This window comes from Halorubrum luteum, from assembly GCF_054652935.1.
This window is the reverse complement of sequence record NZ_BAAIGT010000002.1, coordinates 2152491-2174636: the sequence shown is the minus strand read 5'-3', so window position 1 is coordinate 2174636 and position 22146 is coordinate 2152491. Positions and strand designations below refer to the sequence as shown.

The following is a 22146-nucleotide window of genomic DNA, read 5'->3' as shown; positions in this document are numbered from 1 at the left end:
GGTCGAATGTGTCGTCGTTTCTCGTCACGGTTACTGAACGTTTCGGCTTCGAGCGGGGTGGATTTCGACCACCGACGGATAGGAAATCGTGATCGATCGGAATCGATCGGGAACGTCGGGCCCGGAGATCAGTACGACCGAACCTTCGGTTCGTACGTTTTTGCCTCACCCTCCAGCACGACGGGTTTGTACCACAGCTCGGGCTCGCCGCCGTTCCACGAGACGAGCGTGTGTTTGAGCCAGTTCTCGTCGTCGCGGATCTGGTTCTCCTGTCGCCAGTGGGCACCCCGGAACTCCTTGCGCGCGAGTGCGCCCATCGTCAGCGCCTCCGCGATGTCGAGCACGTTTCGGGTCTCCATCGTGTGAATGAGGTCCGTGTTGAACGTGCGGGACGGGTCGGACACAGCCACGTCCTTGTACGCCTCCCGTGCCTCGCGGATATCCTCCAGCGCCCGTTTCAGCCCGGACTCCTCGCGGAACACGTTCACGTGGTCGGTCATCGTCTCCTGCACCGCAGAGCGGACCTCCGCGTGGTTCCGTCCGTCCCGCTCCAGCAGCGTCTCGACGCGCTCTTGGGCGCGCTCGACCGCCGCGGACAGTACCGAGTCGGCATCGGTCGCCACCGCGCCACCGTCGGCGGCCGCGGGACCGGCCCCCCCGGTCTCGCCGAGTTCGACCTCGAACTCGTAGTCGGCTGGCTCCCACTCGCCCTCCTTACCGGTCGTGATATCGGCCTCGCCGAGATCCTCTCCGGCGGCGTGGCGACCCGCACGCTTGCCGAACACGGAGAGCTCCGGGAGCGCGTTCCCGCCAAGCCGGTTCGCGCCGTGCACGGACGCACACGCGCACTCGCCGGCCGCGTACAGACCATCGATCACCGTCTCGCCGAACTCGTCCGTCTCGATCCCGCCCATCGCGTAGTGCTGGCCGGGCTTGACCGGCATCGGCTCGGTGAGTCCGTCGGCTCCCTCGAAGTCCTCGGCGAGGTGGAGGATGTTCTCCAGTCGGTCCAGGATTCGGTCCTCGCCCAGATGGCGCATGTCGAGGTGGACGTACTCGTCTTCGATCCCGCGGCCCTCGTTGACCTCCGTCAGCTCGGCGCGGGAGACGACGTCGCGGGAGGCGAGTTCGCCCGCGTTGTTCGCGTAGCCGTGCTCGAACATGAACCGCTCACCCTCCGCGTTGTACAGTATACCACCCTCACCCCGGACGCCCTCCGAGATGAGCACGCCGGTCGAGGGAAGCGTCGTCGGATGGAACTGGATGAACTCCATATCCTCCATCGGAACGCCGGCACGGTACGCCATCGCGACGCCGTCACCGGTGTTTGCCACCGCGTTCGTGGTGTGGTCGTACACCTGACCCATCCCGCCGGTGGCGAGGATCACGCCACCGTCGGCGCGGAAGCCGCTTATTTCGCCGGTTTTGATGTCGTAGGCGACGACGCCATGACAGGTCCGGTCGGCGGGATCGTCCTCGTCGGTGACCGCGAGATCCATCACGTGCCACTCGTCGTACACGGTGATCCCACGTTTCACCACCTGCTCGTACATCGTGTGGAGCATCTGGTGGCCCGTCTCCGCGCCGGCGTACGTCGTTCGCGGGAACGAGAGCCCGCCGAACGGCCGCTGGGAAACGCGACCGTCCTCCTCGCGGGAGAACGGCATTCCCCAGTGTTCGAGCGTGATGACCTCCTCTGGGCTCTCCTTACAGAGCGCCTCGACTGCTGGCGCGTCCCCGAGGTAGTCCGATCCTTTCATCGTGTCGTACGCGTGGTCCTCCCACGAGTCCGCATCGCGGAGCGCGGCGTTGATGCCGCCCTCCGCCGCGCCGGTGTGGGACCGAACGGGGTGGAGCTTCGTGACCATCGCCACGTCGGCTCCGGCCTCCTGTGCCGCGATCGCCGCGCGGAGACCAGCCCCGCCCGCGCCGACCACGATTACGTCGTGTTCGTACATGATTGCTGTATAGTGTGTGGTTGGGTCTGGATGTCCTTGAGCGTGTCTCTCACACTCACCAGAACTTCAGATTGTTCTTGACTGCTTCGCGTTTCAGCTCCTGGATGTGCTCCGTCAGTGGAATGTCCTTGGGACACACGTCGGTACAGGAGAACTGTGTCTGACACCGCCAGACGCCGTGCTCCTGTTCGATGATCTCGAGACGCTTCTGTTTGATATCCTCGCCCTCCCGTTCGTCCATCGCGAACCGGTACGCCTTGTTGATCGCGGCGGGGCCGAGATACTCGTTGTCGCCGGCGGCGATGTTACACGAGGACATACACGCGCCACACCAGATACACCGGGTCGACATCTTCACCTTCTCGCGGTTCTCCCGAGTCTGACGCTGCTCTTCGAGTTCGCCGTCCGGTAGCTCGTTCGTCTGGAAGTACGGCTCGACCGCGTGCATCTGGTCGTAGAAATGCTCCATGTCGACGACCAGATCCTTCGTCACCTCGGCGTGAGGGAGCGGCTCGATCCGGATCGGCTCGTCGAGCTCGGAGATCTGCGTCTTGCAGGCGAGATGTTGGCTCCCGTTGACGAACATCGCGTCCGACCCGCAGATCGCCTGTCGGCAGGAGTGCCGGAAGGTGAGCGAGGAGTCGTACGTATCCCGTGCGTACATCAGCGCGTCGAGTACGGTCATCCCCTTCGTGAAGGGGACGTGGAACGTGTCGAACCGCGGCTCCTGTTTTCCTTCGACCTCGGGATCGTACCGGAACACCCTCAGTTCGACGGTGTTCTCGTCGGCTGCCGCCTTCTCGGCCTCCTCGGCCTGCCGCTGTGCTCGCCGCTCGGCGGCACGTCGGCGTTTCTCCTCGCGACGGGCGTCACCTTTCGAGGGCGTCTCCTCGACTGCGTCCGTCTCGGTCGCTGCGTCCGTGCTCTCCTCTTTCGGAACTTGCGTACTCATGTTCAGAACACCCCGATACCGGCCCACGCGTTGGCCGTTCGGATCCCCTGCACGATGACGACCACGCTGGCGACGACGAGGACCCACTTGACGACCGTTCGCTTCGTGCCGGTCAGTCCCTGGTTGATAAGCGCGTTGTACACGCCGTTGACGCCGTGGAACGTCGCCGTCAGCAGGAACAACACCATCAGTGAGTAGTAGCTCCACGTCTCCATCCGCCCGGCGCTCATGAGGAACGACACCTCGTCGGCGTGGTGGACGAAGTGGAGCAGGAAGAAGTGGAACGAGAGAACGCCGATGAGAAACACTGCCGTCACGCGCTGGAGCAGCCACATCGTGCCGCCCGGCGTGAACGAGGAGTAGCGTTCGGCCATCTTAGAACGCCCCCGCGATGAACGTCGGCACTGACGCGACGGTGATCGCTCCCGTCAGGATCAGCGACGCGTAGAAGCTCTTGTCCTGCGATTCCAGCCCGAGTCCGAGGTCGATCAGGAGGAGCCGCGTCCCGTTAAGTATGTGAAACACCGCCACTGCGAGCAGCCCGACCTCGAGGATACGGACGAGCAGCAGCTCCTCCAGCGTCACGATCGTCTGCGTGTAGACGTCGTCGCCCGCTTGAAGGACTGCTTCCTCGGCACCTGCAGCCGGGATCGCGGTGCTCAACACGGCGATGTGGGTAAACAGATATCCTACGAGCACCCAGCCGGTGAACTTGTGGAATATCCAGGCCCACATCCCCGCCGAGAACTCCCGCCATCTGCCGAAGTCCTCTATGAGGCCCCGATTGTACGACTGACTCATACATGTGATGCTGTGTACCGGGGTCGTATAGTAGTTTCTACCGCGACGAGCGCGTGCCGTCACGCGATACGTGACCGATCCGACAAAACGGGCTGACGTGCCCACACCACGAGTGAAACCCACCGCTCGGCGCTTCCGATCCGGACGGCTGCATGTCAGCCGTTGTCGCTCCGGAGACGGTCACGGAAGCCTTTTAGGTAGGAGACGCAGTTGTACGGATGCAATGGCGAAAGGCGAAGTTGACTTCTTCAACGACACTGGCGGTTACGGCTTTATCGACACTGACGACGCGGACGAGGACGTGTTCTTCCACATGGAGGACGTCGGCGGCCCCGACCTCGAGGAGGGTCAGGAGGTCGAGTTCGACATCGAGGAGGCCGACAAAGGCCCCCGCGCGACGAACGTCACCCGTCTGTAAGCGGACAGGACGACCCGTCGAGGCGTATCGGCTTTTCCATCGACTCACGACCGCGAGCGACGCGTCTCCAGTGTCGTCAGTCGGTCGACCGCGCGGATCGATTGGGCGCGGCCACCACTCGACCGCGCGGATCGATTGGGCGCGGCCACCACTCGACCGCGCGGATCGATTGGGCGCGACTGTCACCCGAACACAAGGAGTGACCGACCGTGACGCTCCGGGCGGCTCTGACCGTCATCGATAGAGATTTACGGATCGTTGACTGACCAGTCAGTCAATGAGTGACGAGCCGAGCGCGGCCGACGAGATCATGGACGGGGTCTATCGCGCGCTGTGTGCTCACGGCTACGCCGGGCTGACGATGCAGGATATCGCCGACGAGTGTTCGAAGAGCAAATCGCTGCTTCATTACCACTACGACACCAAAGAAGAGCTTCTGGTCGCCTTTCTCGATTACGTGATAAGCGACTTCGAGCGGCGTGTCGACGACCGGACCGACCAACCCCCCGCCGAACGGCTGATGGAGTTCGTCGGTTGGTTCGTCTTCGATCCCGACGAGACCGACCGCGAGTCGTTCCACATCGCGCTGCTGGAGCTTCGGTCACAGGGCCCGTTCAACGACCGGATCCGCGAACAGCTCGTGCGAAGTGACCGCCTCCTCCGGGGAACGGTCGTCGAAATCCTCGACGACGGGATCGAGTCCGGGGCGTTCCGCGAGGTCGACGTCGAGGAGACTGCAGCGCTGCTGGTGGCGTCGCTGGACGGGGCTCGGACGCGACAGATCACCCTGGCCGGTGGAGACCCGTCCCAGCCGCCGTACACTCGAGCCGTCGCCGAGGCGGTCGTGAACCGTCTCGTCGAGCCGCTGCTCGTTGATGAAGGCGAGCGGCCGTCGCTCGATGAGACGATCGCGTCGATGCCAGCCCGGACCGGCGAGGAGCCAGGTGACGCCGCGGACACGGACGAATCGTCGACCGACGCCGTGGACGCGACCGGTTCGAACGCAGAAGACGGACCGTAGTCGCCGTGTCCCGGTTCCCGACGTTCGGAATCGAACGCCCGCCGACGGTGCTGCTCGCGGTGATCGCCAGCACCTTCTTCGTCGGATTCGGCGGCGGCGTCGTCTTCCCTATCCTACCGAATCTCGGAGCGGTGCTCGGGATCTCGGCGTTCATGGTTGGGGTCATCCTCTCGGCGAACCGCTGGGTCCGACTCGTGGCGAACGCGCCGGCGGGTGCGCTCGTCGACCGATACGGGACGCGGAAGCCGTTCGTTTACGGGCTGCTCATCGAGGGTATCGCGACGTTCGGATACGTCGTCGCGCTCGTGTTACCGCCGGCCGAGTCGCTTCGGTGGGTGGCTGAGGCGCTGCCGACCGTCGCCGCCGGCCCCATCGGAGTCGGCGTCGACGAGTGGTTCGCGGCGGTAGCGTTCGCGGTCGCACCGGAGACGTGGTTCGTGCTCGCCCGCATCCTGTGGGGGCTCGGATCCGCCGCGGTGTTCGCGACGGCGTACACGATCGCGGCGGACGTTTCCGACAGCGGTTCACGAGGCACGAACATGGGCGTCGTGCGCGGCGGAATCACGATGGGATTTCCGGCGGGGCTCGTGCTCGGCGGGGTCGTCTCCTCGGTTGCGGGCAACGCCGCCGCGTTCGTCGTCGCGGCCGCGTTCGCGCTGGTCGCGAGCGCCGTAGCCTACCGGCTCGTCCCGGAGACGCACGTCACGTCGCCCGGTCAGAAGACCTCCGTGAAGCCGTGGGACGTGGACACGTCGATCCCGGCGGTGACCGTCGGCTTCGTCAACTTCGGGCTGATGTTTGCGTACGTCGGCGCGCTGTTCGCCACCCTCGTCCTCTTTTTAGGCGAACACGATATCTCGCTGCTCGGACTGAACGCACAGGGCACGTCCGGGATCTTCATGGCCGGGACCGTCGTCTCAGCGGCGGTGTTCATGCTGGTCGGGGGACGGATCTCCGACACGAGGGAGTCGCGGACGCCGATCCTTCTCACGTTCCTCGTCGTCTCGTTCGTCGGCTTTCTGCTGTTGGCACGGTCGGCCTCAACGCTCGATCTGGCGCTCGCGTGTCTGTTCATCGGGGCGGGACAGGGCGGAACGAGTGGGCCGATGATGGCGCTTTTGGCCGACCTGACGCCCGACGACCGGATGGGCCGCGCGTCGGGGACGAACAACGTACTCGGCGACGTCGGCGGCGGACTCGGCCCGTTGGTGTCGCTTCCGCTCGTCGAAGCAGTCGGCTTCGCGCCGATCTACGCTGCGTGTGCCGTGGTCCCGCTTCTGGCCGGTGTGACGCTTCTCGTCGGCGTTCGCCGGGAGACGGGGTCGTTTCTCCCCGGTCGGATCGCGTCCGAGGCGTGAGCGGTTCCTCGGACGCACACCGAGTTCCGCCCTCGAGGAGTCGAGCGTGTGCGCGGACCGCTGTCCGTGTGCGCGGACCGCCAGTCCGTGTGCGCGAACCGCTGTCCGTGTGTGAGTGGTACGGAGCGTGTGAACCGCTCTCTCCCCGCGCGTGAAAGAACAACCGTTAAAAGTCGCCACCGGGTTCTAACGGACATGGCTGGAACTATCGAAGTGCTCGTCGCCGGCGGGCAGGCCAATCCCGGTCCGCCACTCGGACCGGAGCTCGGCCCGACGCCGGTCGACGTGCAGGACGTCGTCTCACAGATCAACGAGGAGACTGCCGCGTTCGACGGGATGGAGGTCCCCATCACGGTCGAGTACGAGGACGACGGCTCCTTCAGCATCGAGGTCGGCGTGCCGCCGACGGCGGAGCTCATAAAGGACGAGGCCGGCTTCGACACCGGCTCCGGCGAGCCACAGGATGATTTCGTCGCTGACATGTCCATCGAGCAGGTGAAGAAGGTCGCCGAGCAGAAATCCTCCGACCTGCTCTCGTACGACACGAAAAACGCCGCCAAGGAGGTCGGCGGAACCTGCGCCTCGCTCGGCGTGACGATCGAGGGCGAGGACGCCCGGACGTTCGACGACCGCGTCGACGCCGGCGAGTACGACGACGTTCTCGACGCCTAAGCGGTCCCGACACGTACGCGTTTTTGCGATCTGCGTTCATCGCCGACGGAGGTTCGCCCGGCCGCGGACTGCGCGTTACGGAGAATCGAGTTATCCGGGAGGTGTCAGCGTCTGCGTGACCGTGCCGTACACGCCGAATATGTTCTCGTAGCCGTGTTCGCTCGCGAGAACGGGAACGGTACCATCCCGCTCGACTCGGTGCGTGTAGATGTCGTCCTCCGCGAAGACGGCTCCTTCGGACATCTCTTCGAAGTTCTGGTAGTACACGTGTGGCGTCCCACCCCCTTTCGGAACCTCGCTTTCGCCTTCGACGATCGTCGTTTCAGTGAACGACGGGTTCTCGTCGGTTACGGCACCGTGTGCACGCAGAAACGAGAGCGCGCCCTCGTATCCGACCTCGACGGCCTCCTCGCTCCCTTGTCGCCCGGTCTCGAAGGACACCGTGTGAGGAACGACCGAATCGAGCGTCGTGTCGCGAAGCGACGCCGAATCGAGGACGTACTCCACGGGAAGCGCAGTGACGGTTCGTCTCACGGACTCCGTCAACGTGCTATAAATGGCAAACGGCGGCGGGGCGCTGTGTGAGGTGTGTAACGCAAGCACCGCGTCGCACCCCTCGAGTAGGCGCGTCAAGCGGGCCGCTAACACCGACTCATACGTGTCGCCGTCGAGATCTCCCGGAAACGAGCGATTGAGGTCCGTTTCGGTGTATCGCTCGCCAGCGGCAAGCGCCGGTTCGTTGGCGACGATCAGCTGGACGGTTTTGGGCCCCTCGTTATCGAGCGTTTCTGCCAGCCGTTCGATGATCCGCCGACCCGCTGGCTCGTCGCCGTGAATCCCTCCGACGATCGCAATCCTGTCGGTCCCGTGTCCTCGTTCGATAAGCTTCATAGCTACGTATATTGATTCTGACTTACCAGTCGATGTCATTAAATGGTTCCCCGGTTTCGCGGCATTCAACGCGTGGCAGCCTCGTCGGCGGCCAGCTCCACGACGTTTCGTCCTATCGGGCAGTGTAGTCGTGCGCGCGGTCCTGCGGTCACTTGATCCGCTCGGAGAGTTCGTCGAACAGCTCGATAACGCGTTGCTCCACCTCGTCACGGATCGCTTTCACCTCTGCAAGCTCCTTCTCACCGGGGTCCTCGAGGTCCCAGTCGACGTTTTCGACACCGTCCAGATCGAGCGTCGAACAGCCCATCGTCGCGACGACGTCGCATTCGGCAAGAACGGACTCGTCAATCCGTCGTGGGTTCCGTCCGTTGACGTCGAGCCCCACTTCATCGAGGGCATCGACGACGACGTCGTGCACGTCGTCAGCCGGGTCGGTACCGCCGGTGACGATAGCGATGTCATTCACGAGGTTACGTTCGGCCCGCTCGCGTTCGGCAAAGGCGGTTGCCATCTGGGAGCGCCCGGCGTTTCGGACGCACACGAACGCGACGGTGGTCGTGGCATCGACGGTTCGGTCTGTCGGGTCGTTCGTATCGATAGGTGGCATGGATGGTGTGTCGTGGGTGCGTGTCGGTTGGTACTGTCGCGTCCGATCAGTTCGGTCGTTGTGCTGGTTTCGTGTCATGCTCGCGGCAAGACGCTTGGACTCCTGTATCAGCGATGTTGACGGCGTACTCGGCTGTCCGAGCGAGACTGTCGAGGACACCCGCGAGCGCGTGCCCGTTCGCGAGATCGCGGTCGTAGAGCTCACGATCGAGCGTCTTGGCGGTCGCGACGACTGGCTCAGCGTCGACCATGATCCGTCCTAACGTGTCCGGATCGCGGTCCCCGAGCGTCTCGGCGAGGGCCCGTCGAACGAGTTCACGCGCGTCGGCGGCGATCGTCCGTAGCTCGGCGTCAATATCCTCCGGTGGTGGCGATTCGATGAAAGCGGCCGCCTCGCCGATCGTTTCAGCGTGGTCGGCCACTCGTTCGAGCTGACGGGCGGCATGGTAGTAATCGAACGTCGTGAGCCCGTCTCCCATGCGGTCGAGTCGGATGTCGACGAGCGAGCACTGGAACTCGCGAGAAACGAGTGCGAACAGCCGGTCGACCGAGTCGTCCTGTCCGGCAACGCTTTCTACCGCCGAGCTGTCGGCCGTGAGCACCGCATCGACCGCCTGCTCGTGCATCGACAGGGTGATAGTTTCCATCTGCGCGAGCGTCTGCTTCGGCGAGAGGTCATCGGCGTCCAGCATCGCTCGCGCAACGAGCGTTCGGTCAGTCTCCTCGGTGATCTCCATTCCGAGTAGATCCGAGACCGACTGCCGGACCGTCGCACGGGTCTCCCGGTCAAGCGTGCCGGTAATCCGTATCTCCTCACTGCCAGCGACGTAGGCTGCGGTCACGAGCCGGGAGAGTTCGGCCGGACTGTGACCGGCAGCCGGGACCGTTACCTGTTGTCGCTTATTATCATCCGGGGGTGTAACGAGCAGTCGGTCACCACGAGTGTACAGGTTGACACGGCTTCCAACGTCCATTCCTCGATCTTCGGCCCATTCTTTCGGAAGCGACACCGTGTAGGTGGTGCCACCGGACTGCTGTATCTTCCGCCTGTACGGCTCTGTGTCGGTCATATCAGTAGATCAGTTCGTCGTCGCTTTCGATCATGTACAGCGATCTTGCCGCGATGTTGACGGCGTGGTCCCCGACCCGTTCCAGGTCGCGGACGGTCAACAGCGCGCGGGAGACCTCGTCGAGCGCCGCCGCGAGCTCCGTCCCCCCGGCCGTCGACGTCTCTGCGTTCTGATCGGCGACCAGCTCGCGAACCACCTGCTCGGCGGCCAGCCGACAGCGCTCGTCGAGCCCCTTTTGATAGTTTTCGCGTGGCATTATCCGAACTTGCCGGTGATGTAATCCTCGACTCGGTCGTCGTCCGGGTTCTCGAAGATCTTCGCCGTGTCGTCGAACTCGACGAGCTGGCCGCCGGTGAGGAACACCGCGGTCTTATCGGAGATCCGCGCGGCCTGCTGCATGTTGTGGGTGACGATCACGACGGTGTACTCCTCGACCAGTTCGTCGATGAGGTCCTCGATCTTCGAGGCCGCGACGGGATCGAGCGCGCTCGTCGGCTCGTCCATCAGGATCACCTCCGGGTCCGGCGCGATGGCCCGGGCGATACAGAGCCGCTGCTGTTGCCCACCCGACAGATCGAGCCCGGAGGAGTCGAGCTGGTCTTTCACCTCGTCCCAGAGCGCGGCCCCCTTCAGCGCCTCCTCGACGCGAGCCTCGATATCGCCGTCGAACCCCTGAATGTTCAGGCCGTACGCGACGTTGTCGTGGATCGACTTCGGGAACGGGTTCGGCTTCTGGAACACCATCCCTATCTTCCGGCGCAGAGCCACGGGGTCAACGTCGTCGGCGTACACGTTCTTGCCGTGAAACGAGAGGTCGCCGTCGATCCGACAGACGTCGATCTGGTCGTTCATTCGGTTGATACACCGGAGGAACGTCGACTTACCACAGCCTGACGGGCCGATGATGGCCGTCACTTTGTGCTCCGGGATCTCGATGTCGACCCCGTCGAGCGCCTGGTCGCTGCCGTAGTACACGTCTAGATCGCGCGTCGAGACGACCGTGTTATCGGGGCGGCTCGCGCGGCCGGTCCCGTTGCTCGATACCTCCGTCGTGATGAGTGAGTCCGTGCTCGTGTCGTCGTCTAGGTCTTGTGCTGACATGGTTACACCTCGGTCTCGTATCGGTTCCGCAGGTAGATCGCGACCGCGTTCATCGACAACAGGACGACGAGCAGCACGACGATTCCGACCGCCGCGAGGTGGATGAAGTGCTGGCTCGGTTCGGCCGCCCAGCCGTAGATCTGCGTCGGCATGCCACTGAAGCGGTCGAACGGGCCGCGAGGCATCCGATTGACGAACAGCGCGCCGACCATCAACAGCGGTGCGGTCTCGCCGACCGCCCGTGCGAGCGCGAGGATGGTTCCCGTCATGATCCCCGGCATCGCCGCCGGAAGCACGACCTCGCGGATCGTCTGCCATTTCGTCGCGCCGGTCGCGTACGACCCGTTTCTGACCCCGTCCGGCACCGCGCGGAGCGCCTCCTGTGCGGAGACGATGATGATCGGCATCACGAGCAGGCCGAGCGCGACCGCACCGGCGATGAGGATGGGGCCGGTCCCGATTCCGTTGACGACCGCCGCGAGCGCCAGCAGACCGTACACGATCGAAGGAACGCCGGCGAGATTCGAGAGGTTCGCCTCGATCAGCCGGGTGACTCGGTTGTCAGGCGCGTATTCCTCTAAGTAGATCGCGGAACCGACCCCGACGAAGAAGGCGAGCGCCGCAGTCAGCACCATCAGCATTCCCGATGCGACGATCGCACCGGCGAAGCCGGCGCGTTCGGGTCGCCGGGAGCCGTCGGCCGTGAGGAACTGCACGAGGCTGATCTCGAACTCCGTGATCCCGACGTAAAAGTCGGTCACGACGTCGAGCAACAGCACCGCGAGCGCGACGACGCCGAACATCGCCGCGGCAAAGATGATCCAGAGGAACACCCGGTTCTTCAGGTGCTCCCACCCGAGGTCGATGTCCGTGAACAGCTCTGCGGCGTCCCGACCGTCCGTGACCGTCCCGCCGTCCGCCCTCGGCTGGTTGACGCCGCCGTCCGCTCCCGTGCCGTTCGCTTCGTCGTCTCGTCGCGTTGGTTCCGTCATCGGTACTCCTCCTGGAACCGGCGTTTAAACCAGTCGTTGAGCAGGTTCATCGCGAGCGTCATCGCGAACAGCAGAAAGCCGACCGCGAACAGGCTGTTGTACTCGACGGTACCGACCGCCGACGTTCCGCGGGCCATCGACACCATGTACGCGGTCATCGTCATGATCTCGTCGAAGGGGTTCGCGGTGATGTTGGCGTTGAATCCAGCGGCCAGCGAGACGGCCATCGTCTCGCCGATCGCCCGCGACACCGCGAGGATGTAGGAGGCGAAGATGCCCGACAACGCCGCCGGGGTAACGACGCTCACCGACACGTCGAACCGCGTCGCGCCGAGCGCGTACGCACCGTTCCGGAGGTCGTCCGGAACCGCTTGCATTGCGTCCTCGCTGATCGAGGAGACCATCGGTATCGTCATGATCCCGACGACCAGCATCCCAGACAGCAGGCTGTATCGGCCGATGTTGATCCCGAACACCTCGGCGACGGGTCCGAGCACCACCGGGTTGATGAAGGCGATCGCGAAGTAGCCGTACACGATGGTCGGGATCCCGGCGAGCACCTCAAGCGTCGGCTTGAGCTTGCCGCGCACGCCGGGTGAGGCGTACTCCGAGAGGTAGATCGCGGTCGCCGTGCCGATCGGGATCGAGACGAACGCGGCCCCGATCGTGATCGCGAGGGTGCCGAAGACGATCGGCAAAACCCCGTGCGCCGGCGTCGCGTGGTCGGGTGCCCACCGCGTGCCGGTGAAGAACTCGGTGAACGTGACCGTTCGCTCGGTCGCGGCACCGGTGACGATCTCGGTGAGCCGCGCGCCGAAAAAGTAGCTCGCGGTGTTGTCGACGAGCACGAAGAATATCGCGAGCGTCGTGGCGACGGTCACCGCCGCACAGCCGAACAGCACGCGTCGAGCCCGCCTGTTCGAGGCGTTGTCGGCACTGGCCGTGCCGCTCCCGCCGGTGATGTCCAGGTTAGTGTTCGTGTCCGTGCTCATGGCGTTCGTGCCTCGTTACTCCCGTTGGACAGTGAGGTCGTCCGGCGACGACCCGACCCGATCGAGCCACGAATCGATCTTCTCGTGGTTCTCCTCTCTCACCTCGTCGGGCGCGGCGTAGAATCCCTCATCGCGGGCGTACTGCTCCGCGCCGTTGGTGTAGAACCGGGCGAACGAACCGATGAGGTCCGTGCGCTCTTCGAGGCTCGCGAGGTTGAAAAACGCGAACAGCGGCCGCGCCAGCGGGGAGTACAGCCCGTCTTCGATGTTCTCCTCGTTCGGGAGGTAGAACTCGCCGTCGACGTCGCTCTCGACGGGCACGGCCTCGATCGGCTGGTCGTCTTCGATCTCTCGGAGGTAGCCGAGACCGCCCCAGCCGAACCCGTGGACGTTGTTCGCGACCGCGCCCATGATCTCGTTGGTCTGACTCGTCGCGGAGTAGTCGTCGCGGATGTCGCCGCGCTCGCCGACGACGTTCTCGGTGAAGTAGTCGAACGTCCCCGAGGCGGAGTCCCGCGCGTGCAGCGCGATCTCCTCGTCGGGCCACTCGTCGCGGATGTCCTGCCACGTCTCGACGTCCGACTCGAACTGCCACACGCGACGGAGCTCGTCGAGGGTGATGTTGTCCACCCAGTCGTTCGCGGAGTTCTTCACGACTGCGAGCCCGTCGAGCCCGACTTCGAGGAAGTCGTAGTCGACGTTGTTCTCGCCGCAGAGTTCGATCTCCTCCTCGGTGATCTGTCGGCTCGCGCTCTGTACGTCCGAGTTCGCACGACAGAACTCCTGGAACCCGGCACCGGTTCCCTGGGGGTCGACGTCGACGAGGACGTCCGGGTACGCGTCCTGGAAGTTCTCGCCCGCCCACGAGGTGATCGGCGCGACCGTGTTCGACCCGGACGCGTCGATCGTGCCCGACAGGCCGCCGCCGTCGCCGTTGCCGCCCATACAGCCGGCGACCGCAACCGTGCCGAGTCCGGCGATGGCCGCGAGCGATTTCCGTCGGGTGATGCCACGCGTCGTTCCGTTCTGGCTGGGTGCCATCATCGTATCCTGGCGTGGCTTCGGTTAAGTAGTATGCTATGTGATATATATGTGAAGAGGAAGAACTACAGACGTATTAGATGGGATCATACTGGTATATAGACCAATATAGTGGTCCGTACGCATATGCTAATGAAACTGTTATTTCTTGGCTGTCTGCCGGCAAGTTCCCTACCTCCGGTTGACGTTGTGGCGAGACGCTCTCGGCGTCCCAGCACTGACGGTCCCAGCGTCACAGCTAGAATCCCACACGATACAGCACCGACGACCCTCACGACGGCGTAGTCGGTCGATACCGACGATACCGACGGTAGCGCATCGATTACACATCCGTCACCACGTGCTCGACCTTCGATCCCGGAAGGTTCCGACCAGTAACTGGAATCACAACCGTCTCTCCGTTGATTTCGTCCCGGAGCGTCTCGAGGATTGCGAACGGCGGTGCACACGCACCCTCCATCAGGATCCGCTCCTCACGGAACACCGTCGCAACCGATTCGATGATCGCCGCCTCGCTCACGGTGTACATCTCATCCACGTGTTCGCGCATCAGTTCCATTGGCAGGGCATATGGGACGCGAGCTGCGATACCGTCGGCGAACGTATCGGCTTCCTCTTGTGGAGTCAGATCACCGCTCTGCCACGCCTGGTAGGCTGCGTCCACGTTGGCGGCCTGGACGCCGATCACGTCGGCGTCAGTAATCCGTCCGACCGAGAGACCGTAGCCGGCACCGATGCTACCGGCTCCGATCGGTCCGAGAACCACATCCACCTCAGGGAGCGCCTCGGCGATCTCCAGTCCCGCAGTCCCGGTGCCGGCGATCACCCGCCGCTCATTGCCGGGATGGACGTACCGATACCCTTTCTCAGCAGCCAAGTCGGCGGCCCACTCCGCGGCGTCGTCGTAGTCGGCACCGACGACCTCGACCCGGCCACCGAGCCGTTCGATCCCGTCGATCCGGTTCTGCCCGGTCCCCTCCGGGACGGCGACGATCGCGTCGGTGTCGAACCAGCGGGCGGCTTGCGAGAGCGCTCGCCCATAGTTGCCGGTGCTGGCTGTGACGACACCCTGCTGCCGGAACTCCTCGTCCAATCCGGCGAGGAGACACGTTATCCCACGGATCTTGAACGATCCCGTCGGCAGCGTATCCTCCCGTTTCAGATGGATCTTAGCATCGTACTCGTTGGACAGCCACTCGCTTTTGACGAGCGGCGTCCGGGGGAGCCGGTCGCTGAGCACCCGCCGAGCTCGATACACGTCGGCGGTCGTCGGCGGAGTGAGGTCGTGGTACCCGAAGATCGTTGAGGCGTCGGGTGACTCGACGCGGTGGTGTGGTGACGGCGGCATATCCGGATCTGTGGTCTCGAGACGCCTGAAGCTACCCCTCACGCGGTCGCTTTCCGACGGGCAAAAACTAACATCACCGTCAGCAACGATCACGTATGCCGACGGAAACGGTCAATGGCACGCAGCTGTACTATGAGGAATCAGGTGACGGCACGCCGGTCGTCTTTCTCCATGGCGTCCTGATGGGTAGCCGATTCTTCATCGAACAGCAGGAGGGTATCGCCGATGACCACCGACCAGTCGTGCTCGATTTCCGCGGTCACGGCCGGTCGGCAAAAACCGTGACTGGCCATACACTTCCGACGTACGCCGCTGATCTCGAGGCGTTTCTCGAGCGTCAGGACTTCGAGAGTATCGTGCTCGTTGGCTGGTCGATGGGGTCGCTGGTCGCGTGGGAGTACATCGACCGCTTCGGCACCGACCGACTCTCCGGGTTCGTCTCCGTCGAGCAACAACCGTTGGATCTCGAGCAGGAGGGCTACGAGCATGGCGTGTTCGACTTCGAGGCGCTCGTTGATCTGATGGAACTTGCGCAAACGGACCACCACGAGCTGGGCGCGGTACTAATCGACCAGATGTTCGCTAGCGAGCCGGCTGCCGACGTGCGACAACTCGTGTTCGACGAGATCGCTCGCGTCCCACCCGCGATCAAAAGTGCGATCTTCTTCGATCAGTCGGTTCGTGACTACCGCGACGTGCTTGCGGACGTCGACGTCCCAACGCTCGTCTGCGTCGGCGAAGACGACACGCTGTTGGATCCTGCCGGCGTCGAGTACGTCGCAGAACGGACGCCGAACGCTGATCTCGAACGGTTCGCCGACAGTGGGCACTGTCCGTTCCTCGAGGAACCGGAGCGATTCAACCGGGTGCTGACGACGTTCGTCGATAGCTGCTCCAGCTGATTCGGTCTCGGCGGAATTGCTTTATTTCGGGTCGTTCGATAGGTGTCGTGATCCGAGGAGTGACTCGCGAACGAGTCGGGTGGTTCCCGGCCCTACCGTGTTCGCCGTCCAGTGGCTTCACAGCGACATCGCCGACGCCGGACGTCGGGTCGAAAATGACATTTTGACAAGGCTACAGCCGGAGCCGGACAATCCCCCAGTCATCAGCCCAACCGGGAGTTCAATCTTCTACCTTCCAGCCATTCCAGTGTTTCAATATGACGATCCGGAAGTTCTTCCGGGTCCATCTCACCACCCAGCAGTTCCCGGAGGAGCGATTCAAGCCGTTCGGCCGCGAGCATATCCGGAACGATTACGAATGACGCACCGGACTCACGGAGTGCAGCCGCTTCGTCCGGACCATCGGCTCGCAACAGCACCTCAGTCCCTGCTCCGACCTGCAGAACGTACTCTGAAACACGCCGCTGGGTGGCGGTTGAGATCACGAGGCGAGCATCCTCGACTCCAGCGACCTCCCAGACGTACTCGTACATGCCGTCACCGATGACGAAGTGCTCCGCATCCTGATAGAGGAGCGGACGCATCGAGGGATCGTTCTCGATGACGATGTACTCGCGTCCGGCCTCCTCGCAAGCCGCGACAACTCGCCGTCCGATCCGGCCGTATCCGAGAACCACGACGTGATCAGTCGGGTCGTCCGGAACGCGACACTGCTCGTCGATCTTTCAAAAACGCACCGATTTGCCAAGAACAAGTCTTCGACCAAGACTTCTGACCGTTGGCACTCGTCCTGAGCCTGGGTAAAAGATCGACTGTGCGTCGCTCTCCATCCAATGAATGTCGAAAATTCACACGGAATAATACATCCTGAAAAGACTTATCCAGTTTCAAGTCGAAGCATCCGGTATGGAAGAACCGAGCGCTGAAATCAGACAGGACTCCGAGAAAGAGGACATTCGCCCCGATTTCGGCGCCCTCACCTCGCCTGAGGAAGCGGTCCGCGGCGACAGGACGCGCGACGACTTCTTCGACGCCGTCCTCGGGTTGGACGAGCCGGCTACCGCGAGCGAGGTTGCCGAACTCGCCGGTCGGGGGGTAGATGCCGCACGTGAGTACCTGGAGTGGTTCGAGCGGCTCGGGATCGTGACACAGGTCACTGAGACGCCGGCCACGTACCGGCGAAATCAGGAGTACCTGAACTGGCGGCGAGTCCAGCGTCTCCAAAAGGAGTACTCGTCCGACGAACTCGTCACGTTCCTGAAAACGGAGACGGAGCGTGAAGAGATCTACAGCGAGCGGTTCGACGCTGAATCTCCGGAGGCGGTGTCGATCACGGCAACGGCGTCTGCTACGAGCCAATCGGTACAGGACGTGTGGGAAGACGTGTCCGCCTGGAAAACGACTCGGCGGCGTATCACGCTCCTTGAGCGTGCACTCACGACGGGACGCGGAGACGCTGCGAACGAGCGAACTGCGGTATGACGGAGGGAAGGGACGACGCGGACTCTTCCGCTACCATCAGTGGTGCGCCCGTGGATTTCGACCGTCTCGAAGTCATCCGGGACCGATTGGCGACGGACGACCGCTTCGCTCGGAGCGAAGAGCAACCCGCGTTCGCGCCGGACCGACTGGTGTGCGTCTACGAACAGCGGTTCTACCCTAGACCTGTCGAATCGGCTCATCTTGAGATCGTGTGGTACGAGAACGGCGACTTCTCGTTGCACTACCACGAAGATCACGAGGATGGGGCGTTCGATCACCGGTGGGACCGCCATCCGTCTGACCACAACGAGCGTGATCACGTCCATCCGGGACCTGATGCACCGACACCGGGGGATGACACTGATCACCCCGAGGACTGGCGGGACGTTCTCTCGACGGCTCTCGCTGAGATCGAGGAGCGACAGCGGGCCTTCTGGACTGAGTGAGTCAGTGAAGACCCACCAAACCACAAAAATATTGAATATTTGTCTTTTCACCCATGGATCGCTGCAGATCATCCATCACACGATCCAGTCAACTGCCTCGGGGTCAAGTGGTTCGAGACGCGGAGCGTCTCGTCATCACGGAAATATTTGATTTCCGTACGACCCCGAGGTATCCGCCTTGCTTCTTGATGAAACACCCAACCTCATCTGAACCAAACCACCACAGATGTCCGGTCCCGGAAAGCAACTCGACCGGCTGGTCTCACCGAACGTCCAGCCAATCTTATCCTAGCTATTTATACGAGCCTCGTCGACATATATTCGGATTCCCAGACGGAGGCGACCGACCTACGAAGACCGTATGAGTTACGAGATCTCCGCTGCCCCGAAAACACCGGTGAAAATCACGATTATGGCACCAGAAGGCCTGAAAGTGAGGAAAATACGGTGTTAGAAACCGTACGTACTTCGTATGGGTTGGGGCGGATTCGAACCGCCGGCCTGCTCCGTGTGAAGGAGCCGTCATAACCGGGCTAGACCACCAACCCGCGCGCTTTGATGTATCCGACCTCACAACTTAAGGGTTGCTTTGTCCAGTCGGTTCACGTTTCGGTCGCGCTGCCTACCGATCCGTTGTCCAGTAGGCGTCAACTTCCGTCGGGCGGACTCGGCCGCCAGACGACCGTTGGGGCCGCTCGGTTCGGATACCCGATCGCTCGATCGACGCAGGTGACGGATCAGTACGTCGGTGATTCCTCCGGAACGTCATCTCGGGCGTTGACGACGCGGGCGAGCGTGAAACAGAGGTCCGAGAGTCGATTCAGATAGGTGACGACCGTTTCGTTGATCTCCTCGCGACGTGCGAGCGCGACGCTGCGTCGCTCCGCCCGACGGACCACCGTCCGAAGATGATGCAGTGCCGCTCCCGCCTCACTACCGCCCGGTAGGAGGAAGCTCCGAAGCGGCTTCAGCTCCTCGTCGAACTCGTCGATCCGTTGCTCGACGGTCGTGACGTGCTGTTCCCGGATCCGCGGATCGTCGGGACCTGGGTCGGGGTTCGCGAGATCCGCTTGCACCACGTGCAGGTGGTTCTGGATCGTCGCGAGCAGCTCGTCGACGTCCTCGTACCCGGTTGGGCGTACGGTGCCGACGAGCGCGTTCGCCTCGTCGACGGTGCCGTACGCTTCGATCCGCGGATCCGTTTTCGGGACGCGCGTCATATCCCGCAGGTCGGTCTCCCCGTCGTCACCACGGCCCGTGTAGATCGTCATGTAAGCGTTCGATCGACGTACTCGAGGATGTTCGCGCTTTCGGGCATCGTAACGCCTCGGTGCTCATCGACGAGCACCGGAACCTCCCGTTGGCCGCTCACTCGTTTCACCTCGTTGCGGTCGGAGTGAAGCGCGTCGACCCACACCGTCTCGTACTCGACGCCAGCGTCGACGAGCGCATCGTGGACTGTCTCACACCATGGACAGCCGTCCAGCGCGTACAGCGTGACTGACATACTCGGATCAACACCGGACGACGCATGAATGTATTGTCCACACCGGAGCGACGGTGTTCATCACAGCTCGTGGTACGATCGGATTCGCGCCCGTAACGGCTCGGGTATCGGGCGTGCTTCGCCCGCCGTCGAATCGAAATGCACCTGCGTTGACTCCGCGGTGGCAACGACCTCGTCGGCAGTCTGCAGTTCATACGTCATCGGGAGACTCGAATCACCCAGCTCCGGGACGTCAATATCGACGTTGATCGATTCGTCCGCGAGCTCGACCGGTCGCCGAAACTCGATAGTAAGGGAGGCCAGCACGGTCGATATCGACGACAGGTCCGTCTCCAGCACGTCTCTGAAGTATCGAGTGCGAGCCTGTTCGAGATACGTCGCGTAGACGGCGTTGTTGACGTGGCCCATCGCATCGATATCTCGAAACCGAATCTCGATCTCGGCGGTGTACGTGCTCATACCGGGTCCTCACCCGATATCATCATGAAATCATCGGGTGGAGGTGGTCGACATCGGATTTCGTATCGCAGAGTACGCTTTATAGCTGTCTTGCTGTGGCTGATCCGCGGTACGAAGATCAATGCCGGGCTTCAGGCCGCACAGTCGACACGAGCCATCTGTCGGTGCAGCGGAGGCGGCCAAGCGCTCGAGTCGTCCGACATCCACCCGGCGAACCCAGTCGATGGTTCGACCGTCGGATCGGACATCCGGGATCAGTACGTTAAAATCCGTGCCGGTACGATTCTCACGTATGAGTCTTGAGAAAGACGTCGACTGCCCGTCGTGTGAGGAGACGGTCCCGTTTTATCAGTCCGCATCCATGATGCTTCATCTCGGGGAGAAGACGAAGTGGCGATGCACCGAGTGCGGGTACGGGTTCGTCGAGATCAACGGCATCGACTCGATCACTGCTTGATTTTTGTCCCTCTGCCGCGGTGTTCGGGTGTCCGTCCCGAGAGGCTCGTTTCTGACCGATCCCCGGCTGTTGAACCTCACCGTAAGCCAGCGGAACGAACGAGCGCCCGAGCAACGCCATCGGGAGCGGCAACTCCCATCCGCAGACCGGCGCATACGTTCTGAGGGGAGGATCCCGCGGTCAGTTGTGCTGTAGGTGTATACGGTGTCATGGAGCTTTGTCATGGTGTGGTCCATGCCATGATCGTATACCGAATCAGCCGTGCGACGCTGCGTGCGTCGTGATCGATACCGAGCGTACGTCGCTCACGAGGGTGGATGGGGAGTTTATATGTGACTGTGTGCTGGGATCGTTGGCTGTTTATAAGTGAGTCGCGGGAGCGATAGCTCCGCGACGAACGATCTGAAAGCCCCAGCCGGGAGGCGGGCGCACGCTCGCTGCGCGCTTCGGTCGCTCACGTCGTTCGCTCCCTGCAGTGCTTGTGTCGCCTGCGCCCGCCTCCCGGCTGCCCCTTTCAACCCCACCCGACCGCACCGCAACCGCACCTCGCGCCTCCCCAGCCTCGGCGGCGGCTCGCGCGTTCTGCGCTCGCCGCCGCCTCCCTCGCACGCGCTCCTCGCGCCCTTCTCAGGGCGCTCGGACGCGCGCGCCGACCGCCCGCAGTCGCCTGATAAACGAACAATGTTTTGCTTGTGGTTGCGGTGGCGCGCGCCGCGAGCGGGCCAGCGGCCCGCGAGTCGCGAGGGCGACCGAAGGGAGCCCTCGGATGCGAACGGCGAAGCCGTGAGCGAGCGCGCGAGGGAGACCGGAGGGGGCCGCCGAGCGGTTCCGGCGGCCCCCTCCGGTCGAGGCTGGGGCGGTCCGAGGCTGCGGTTGCGGTGCGGTCGGGTTGGACTGGAAGGGGCAGCCGCGAGGGGGAAGCACGGCGACGTAAGGACCGCAGCGAGCCGCGCGAGCCGTCGCGGCTGGGGCTTCCAAATCGGTCTCTGCTCCACCGTTCAATTATATACCACTCCTCGCCGCGCTACGTACGCCTTTATAAACAACGCACCGATTCTCGTATGCACAATATACGCCCGACATCGAACACGGGGGTCGTCGATCAGATTTCGGCGACGACGAGGAACGTCTCCGGTCGCTCCTCGGCGCGTAGCACCTCGAAGCCGGCGTTCTCGAGCGCCTCGACGGCGTCGACCGCTGCGTACCGCTCCGCCACCGGCGGCCCGTCGACGCCGTCGGCCGCCGCGCTCCAGTCGGCGTGGACGACGCGGCCGCCCGATCGAAGGAGACGGGCGGACTCCGCGGCCGACTCCGGACTCGCAAACTCGTGATACGTCATCGTCGAGAACACGGCGTCAGCACAGTCGTCCGACAGTGGCACGTCGCCCGCCTCGGCGACGACGAGTTCGACGTTTTCGGGAACGCCCCGCTCGCGGTACTGATCGTGCATCTCCGGCTGGACGTCGACGGCGTGAACGGTCCCGACGTGCGGCGCGATGTCGTCGGTGTAAAACCCCGTCCCGCTACCGAGGTCGACCACGGTCGCGTCCGCGTCCGCTCCGAGCGCGGCGACCAGCTCGTCACGCGAGAGAAACCGGTACCGCGACTCGTCGTCAAGCCGGTCGGCCTTCGACGGGTCGAACGTATGAAACCCCACGACTACGCCCCCTGC

Annotated in this window: 25 protein-coding genes, 1 tRNA gene and 1 pseudogene; 8 read left to right on the top strand and 19 right to left on the bottom strand. The window is 63.4% G+C overall.

Annotation, left to right across the window (positions count from 1 at the left end; all coding sequences use genetic code 11):
- Window positions 1–128 precede the first annotated feature (128 nt).
- Genes ACYQ0R_RS10795 through sdhC form a run of 4 tightly spaced genes read right to left on the bottom strand, consistent with a single transcriptional unit; the run spans window position 129 to window position 3711 of the window.
- The gene (locus ACYQ0R_RS10795) at window positions 129–1958 is read right to left on the bottom strand and encodes an FAD-binding protein (protein WP_459823496.1); all 1830 of its coding nucleotides are present in this window, start codon (window positions 1956–1958) and stop codon (window positions 129–131) included.
- 55 nt (window positions 1959–2013) lie between these two features.
- Window positions 2014–2910, bottom strand: coding sequence for a succinate dehydrogenase/fumarate reductase iron-sulfur subunit (locus ACYQ0R_RS10790; protein WP_459823493.1), 897 nt, complete (start codon window positions 2908–2910; stop codon window positions 2014–2016).
- A 2-nt stretch (window positions 2911–2912) separates the two neighbouring features.
- Window positions 2913–3284 (bottom strand): succinate dehydrogenase/fumarate reductase transmembrane subunit, encoded by a 372-nt coding sequence (locus ACYQ0R_RS10785; RefSeq protein WP_459823490.1) that lies wholly within the window; start codon window positions 3282–3284, stop codon window positions 2913–2915.
- 1 nt (window position 3285) lies between these two features.
- On the bottom strand, window positions 3286–3711 hold the full coding sequence (gene sdhC, locus ACYQ0R_RS10780; RefSeq protein WP_459823487.1) for a succinate dehydrogenase, cytochrome b556 subunit: 426 nt from the start codon (window positions 3709–3711) through the stop codon (window positions 3286–3288).
- 223 nt (window positions 3712–3934) lie between these two features.
- On the opposite strand from sdhC, the gene ACYQ0R_RS10775 reads away from it, so the two are divergent.
- The 4 genes from ACYQ0R_RS10775 to ACYQ0R_RS10760 all read left to right on the top strand — a co-directional run bounded on the left by ACYQ0R_RS10775 (window position 3935) and on the right by ACYQ0R_RS10760 (window position 7180).
- Window positions 3935–4129 (top strand): cold-shock protein, encoded by a 195-nt coding sequence (locus ACYQ0R_RS10775; RefSeq protein ID WP_112077413.1) that lies wholly within the window; start codon window positions 3935–3937, stop codon window positions 4127–4129.
- A 277-nt stretch (window positions 4130–4406) separates the two neighbouring features.
- Window positions 4407–5150 carry a TetR/AcrR family transcriptional regulator gene (locus tag ACYQ0R_RS10770; protein WP_459823484.1) on the top strand — a complete coding sequence of 248 codons (744 nt, stop codon included), beginning with the start codon at window positions 4407–4409 and terminating at the stop codon, window positions 5148–5150.
- 5 nt (window positions 5151–5155) lie between these two features.
- A complete protein-coding gene (locus tag ACYQ0R_RS10765; protein WP_459823481.1) occupies window positions 5156–6508 on the top strand; it encodes an MFS transporter in 1353 nt (450 codons plus the stop codon).
- A gap of 195 nt (window positions 6509–6703) precedes the next feature.
- Window positions 6704–7180, top strand: coding sequence for a 50S ribosomal protein L11 (locus ACYQ0R_RS10760; protein ID WP_459823479.1), 477 nt, complete (start codon window positions 6704–6706; stop codon window positions 7178–7180).
- A 90-nt stretch (window positions 7181–7270) separates the two neighbouring features.
- On the opposite strand, the gene ACYQ0R_RS10755 is transcribed toward ACYQ0R_RS10760, so the two are convergent.
- From ACYQ0R_RS10755 to ACYQ0R_RS10715, 9 genes and pseudogenes are all read right to left on the bottom strand, one after another.
- Window positions 7271–8071, bottom strand: coding sequence for a M14 family metallopeptidase (locus ACYQ0R_RS10755; RefSeq protein WP_459823476.1), 801 nt, complete (start codon window positions 8069–8071; stop codon window positions 7271–7273).
- A gap of 148 nt (window positions 8072–8219) precedes the next feature.
- Window positions 8220–8678 (bottom strand): arsenate reductase/protein-tyrosine-phosphatase family protein, encoded by a 459-nt coding sequence (locus tag ACYQ0R_RS10750; RefSeq protein WP_459823473.1) that lies wholly within the window; start codon window positions 8676–8678, stop codon window positions 8220–8222.
- A gap of 46 nt (window positions 8679–8724) precedes the next feature.
- Window positions 8725–9747: a PhoU domain-containing protein gene (locus ACYQ0R_RS10745; protein WP_459823470.1), complete on the bottom strand. Its 1023-nt coding sequence runs from the start codon at window positions 9745–9747 to the stop codon at window positions 8725–8727.
- A 1-nt stretch (window position 9748) separates the two neighbouring features.
- Window positions 9749–9973: pseudogene (locus ACYQ0R_RS10740) on the bottom strand (PhoU domain-containing protein); the annotation flags it as partial.
- Between the two features lie 29 nt (window positions 9974–10002).
- The gene (gene pstB / locus ACYQ0R_RS10735; protein WP_459823467.1) at window positions 10003–10848 is read right to left on the bottom strand and encodes a phosphate ABC transporter ATP-binding protein PstB; all 846 of its coding nucleotides are present in this window, start codon (window positions 10846–10848) and stop codon (window positions 10003–10005) included.
- Window positions 10849–10850: 2 nt separating this feature from the next.
- The gene (gene pstA, locus ACYQ0R_RS10730) at window positions 10851–11840 is read right to left on the bottom strand and encodes a phosphate ABC transporter permease PstA (RefSeq protein ID WP_459823464.1); all 990 of its coding nucleotides are present in this window, start codon (window positions 11838–11840) and stop codon (window positions 10851–10853) included.
- Window positions 11837–12832 carry a phosphate ABC transporter permease subunit PstC gene (gene pstC / locus ACYQ0R_RS10725; RefSeq protein WP_459823461.1) on the bottom strand — a complete coding sequence of 332 codons (996 nt, stop codon included), beginning with the start codon at window positions 12830–12832 and terminating at the stop codon, window positions 11837–11839. Before pstC ends, pstA begins: the two co-directional genes overlap by 4 nt.
- A 15-nt stretch (window positions 12833–12847) precedes the next feature.
- On the bottom strand, window positions 12848–13873 hold the full coding sequence (locus ACYQ0R_RS10720) for a PstS family phosphate ABC transporter substrate-binding protein (RefSeq protein WP_459823458.1): 1026 nt from the start codon (window positions 13871–13873) through the stop codon (window positions 12848–12850).
- Window positions 13874–14195: 322 nt separating this feature from the next.
- The gene (locus ACYQ0R_RS10715) at window positions 14196–15221 is read right to left on the bottom strand and encodes a threonine ammonia-lyase (RefSeq protein WP_459823455.1); all 1026 of its coding nucleotides are present in this window, start codon (window positions 15219–15221) and stop codon (window positions 14196–14198) included.
- A gap of 95 nt (window positions 15222–15316) precedes the next feature.
- Here ACYQ0R_RS10715 and ACYQ0R_RS10710 point away from each other — a divergent pair, with 95 nt between their 5' ends.
- Window positions 15317–16123, top strand: a complete 807-nt coding sequence (locus ACYQ0R_RS10710) for an alpha/beta fold hydrolase (protein WP_459823452.1) — start codon at window positions 15317–15319, stop codon at window positions 16121–16123.
- 203 nt (window positions 16124–16326) lie between these two features.
- Here the strand turns inward: ACYQ0R_RS10710 and ACYQ0R_RS10705 are convergent, their stop codons facing one another.
- Window positions 16327–16800 (bottom strand): NAD(P)-binding protein, encoded by a 474-nt coding sequence (locus tag ACYQ0R_RS10705; RefSeq protein ID WP_459823449.1) that lies wholly within the window; start codon window positions 16798–16800, stop codon window positions 16327–16329.
- 229 nt (window positions 16801–17029) lie between these two features.
- Here ACYQ0R_RS10705 and ACYQ0R_RS10700 point away from each other — a divergent pair, with 229 nt between their 5' ends.
- Both ACYQ0R_RS10700 and ACYQ0R_RS10695 read left to right on the top strand, forming a co-directional pair.
- On the top strand, window positions 17030–17605 hold the full coding sequence (locus ACYQ0R_RS10700; RefSeq protein ID WP_459823447.1) for a DUF7342 family protein: 576 nt from the start codon (window positions 17030–17032) through the stop codon (window positions 17603–17605).
- Window positions 17602–18051, top strand: coding sequence for a toxin-antitoxin system TumE family protein (locus ACYQ0R_RS10695; protein WP_459823444.1), 450 nt, complete (start codon window positions 17602–17604; stop codon window positions 18049–18051). Before ACYQ0R_RS10700 ends, ACYQ0R_RS10695 begins: the two co-directional genes overlap by 4 nt.
- 473 nt (window positions 18052–18524) lie before the next feature.
- On the opposite strand, the gene ACYQ0R_RS10690 is transcribed toward ACYQ0R_RS10695, so the two are convergent.
- From ACYQ0R_RS10690 to ACYQ0R_RS10675, 4 genes are all read right to left on the bottom strand, one after another.
- Window positions 18525–18599: transfer RNA gene (locus tag ACYQ0R_RS10690), tRNA-Val, on the bottom strand.
- 189 nt (window positions 18600–18788) lie between these two features.
- On the bottom strand, window positions 18789–19322 hold the full coding sequence (locus ACYQ0R_RS10685) for a cob(I)yrinic acid a,c-diamide adenosyltransferase (RefSeq protein WP_459823441.1): 534 nt from the start codon (window positions 19320–19322) through the stop codon (window positions 18789–18791).
- Window positions 19319–19558: a glutaredoxin family protein gene (locus ACYQ0R_RS10680; RefSeq protein WP_459823438.1), complete on the bottom strand. Its 240-nt coding sequence runs from the start codon at window positions 19556–19558 to the stop codon at window positions 19319–19321. Before ACYQ0R_RS10680 ends, ACYQ0R_RS10685 begins: the two co-directional genes overlap by 4 nt.
- 60 nt (window positions 19559–19618) lie before the next feature.
- Window positions 19619–20017, bottom strand: coding sequence for an acyl-CoA thioesterase (locus tag ACYQ0R_RS10675; protein ID WP_459823435.1), 399 nt, complete (start codon window positions 20015–20017; stop codon window positions 19619–19621).
- A gap of 292 nt (window positions 20018–20309) precedes the next feature.
- Here ACYQ0R_RS10675 and ACYQ0R_RS10670 point away from each other — a divergent pair, with 292 nt between their 5' ends.
- Entirely contained in the window at window positions 20310–20474 is a 165-nt protein-coding gene (locus ACYQ0R_RS10670) for a DUF7838 family putative zinc beta-ribbon protein (protein WP_459823432.1), read from the top strand.
- A 1102-nt stretch (window positions 20475–21576) separates the two neighbouring features.
- Here ACYQ0R_RS10670 and ACYQ0R_RS10665 read toward each other — a convergent pair.
- Window positions 21577–22131, bottom strand: a complete 555-nt coding sequence (locus tag ACYQ0R_RS10665) for a class I SAM-dependent methyltransferase (RefSeq protein ID WP_459823430.1) — start codon at window positions 22129–22131, stop codon at window positions 21577–21579.
- Window positions 22132–22146 lie beyond the last annotated feature (15 nt).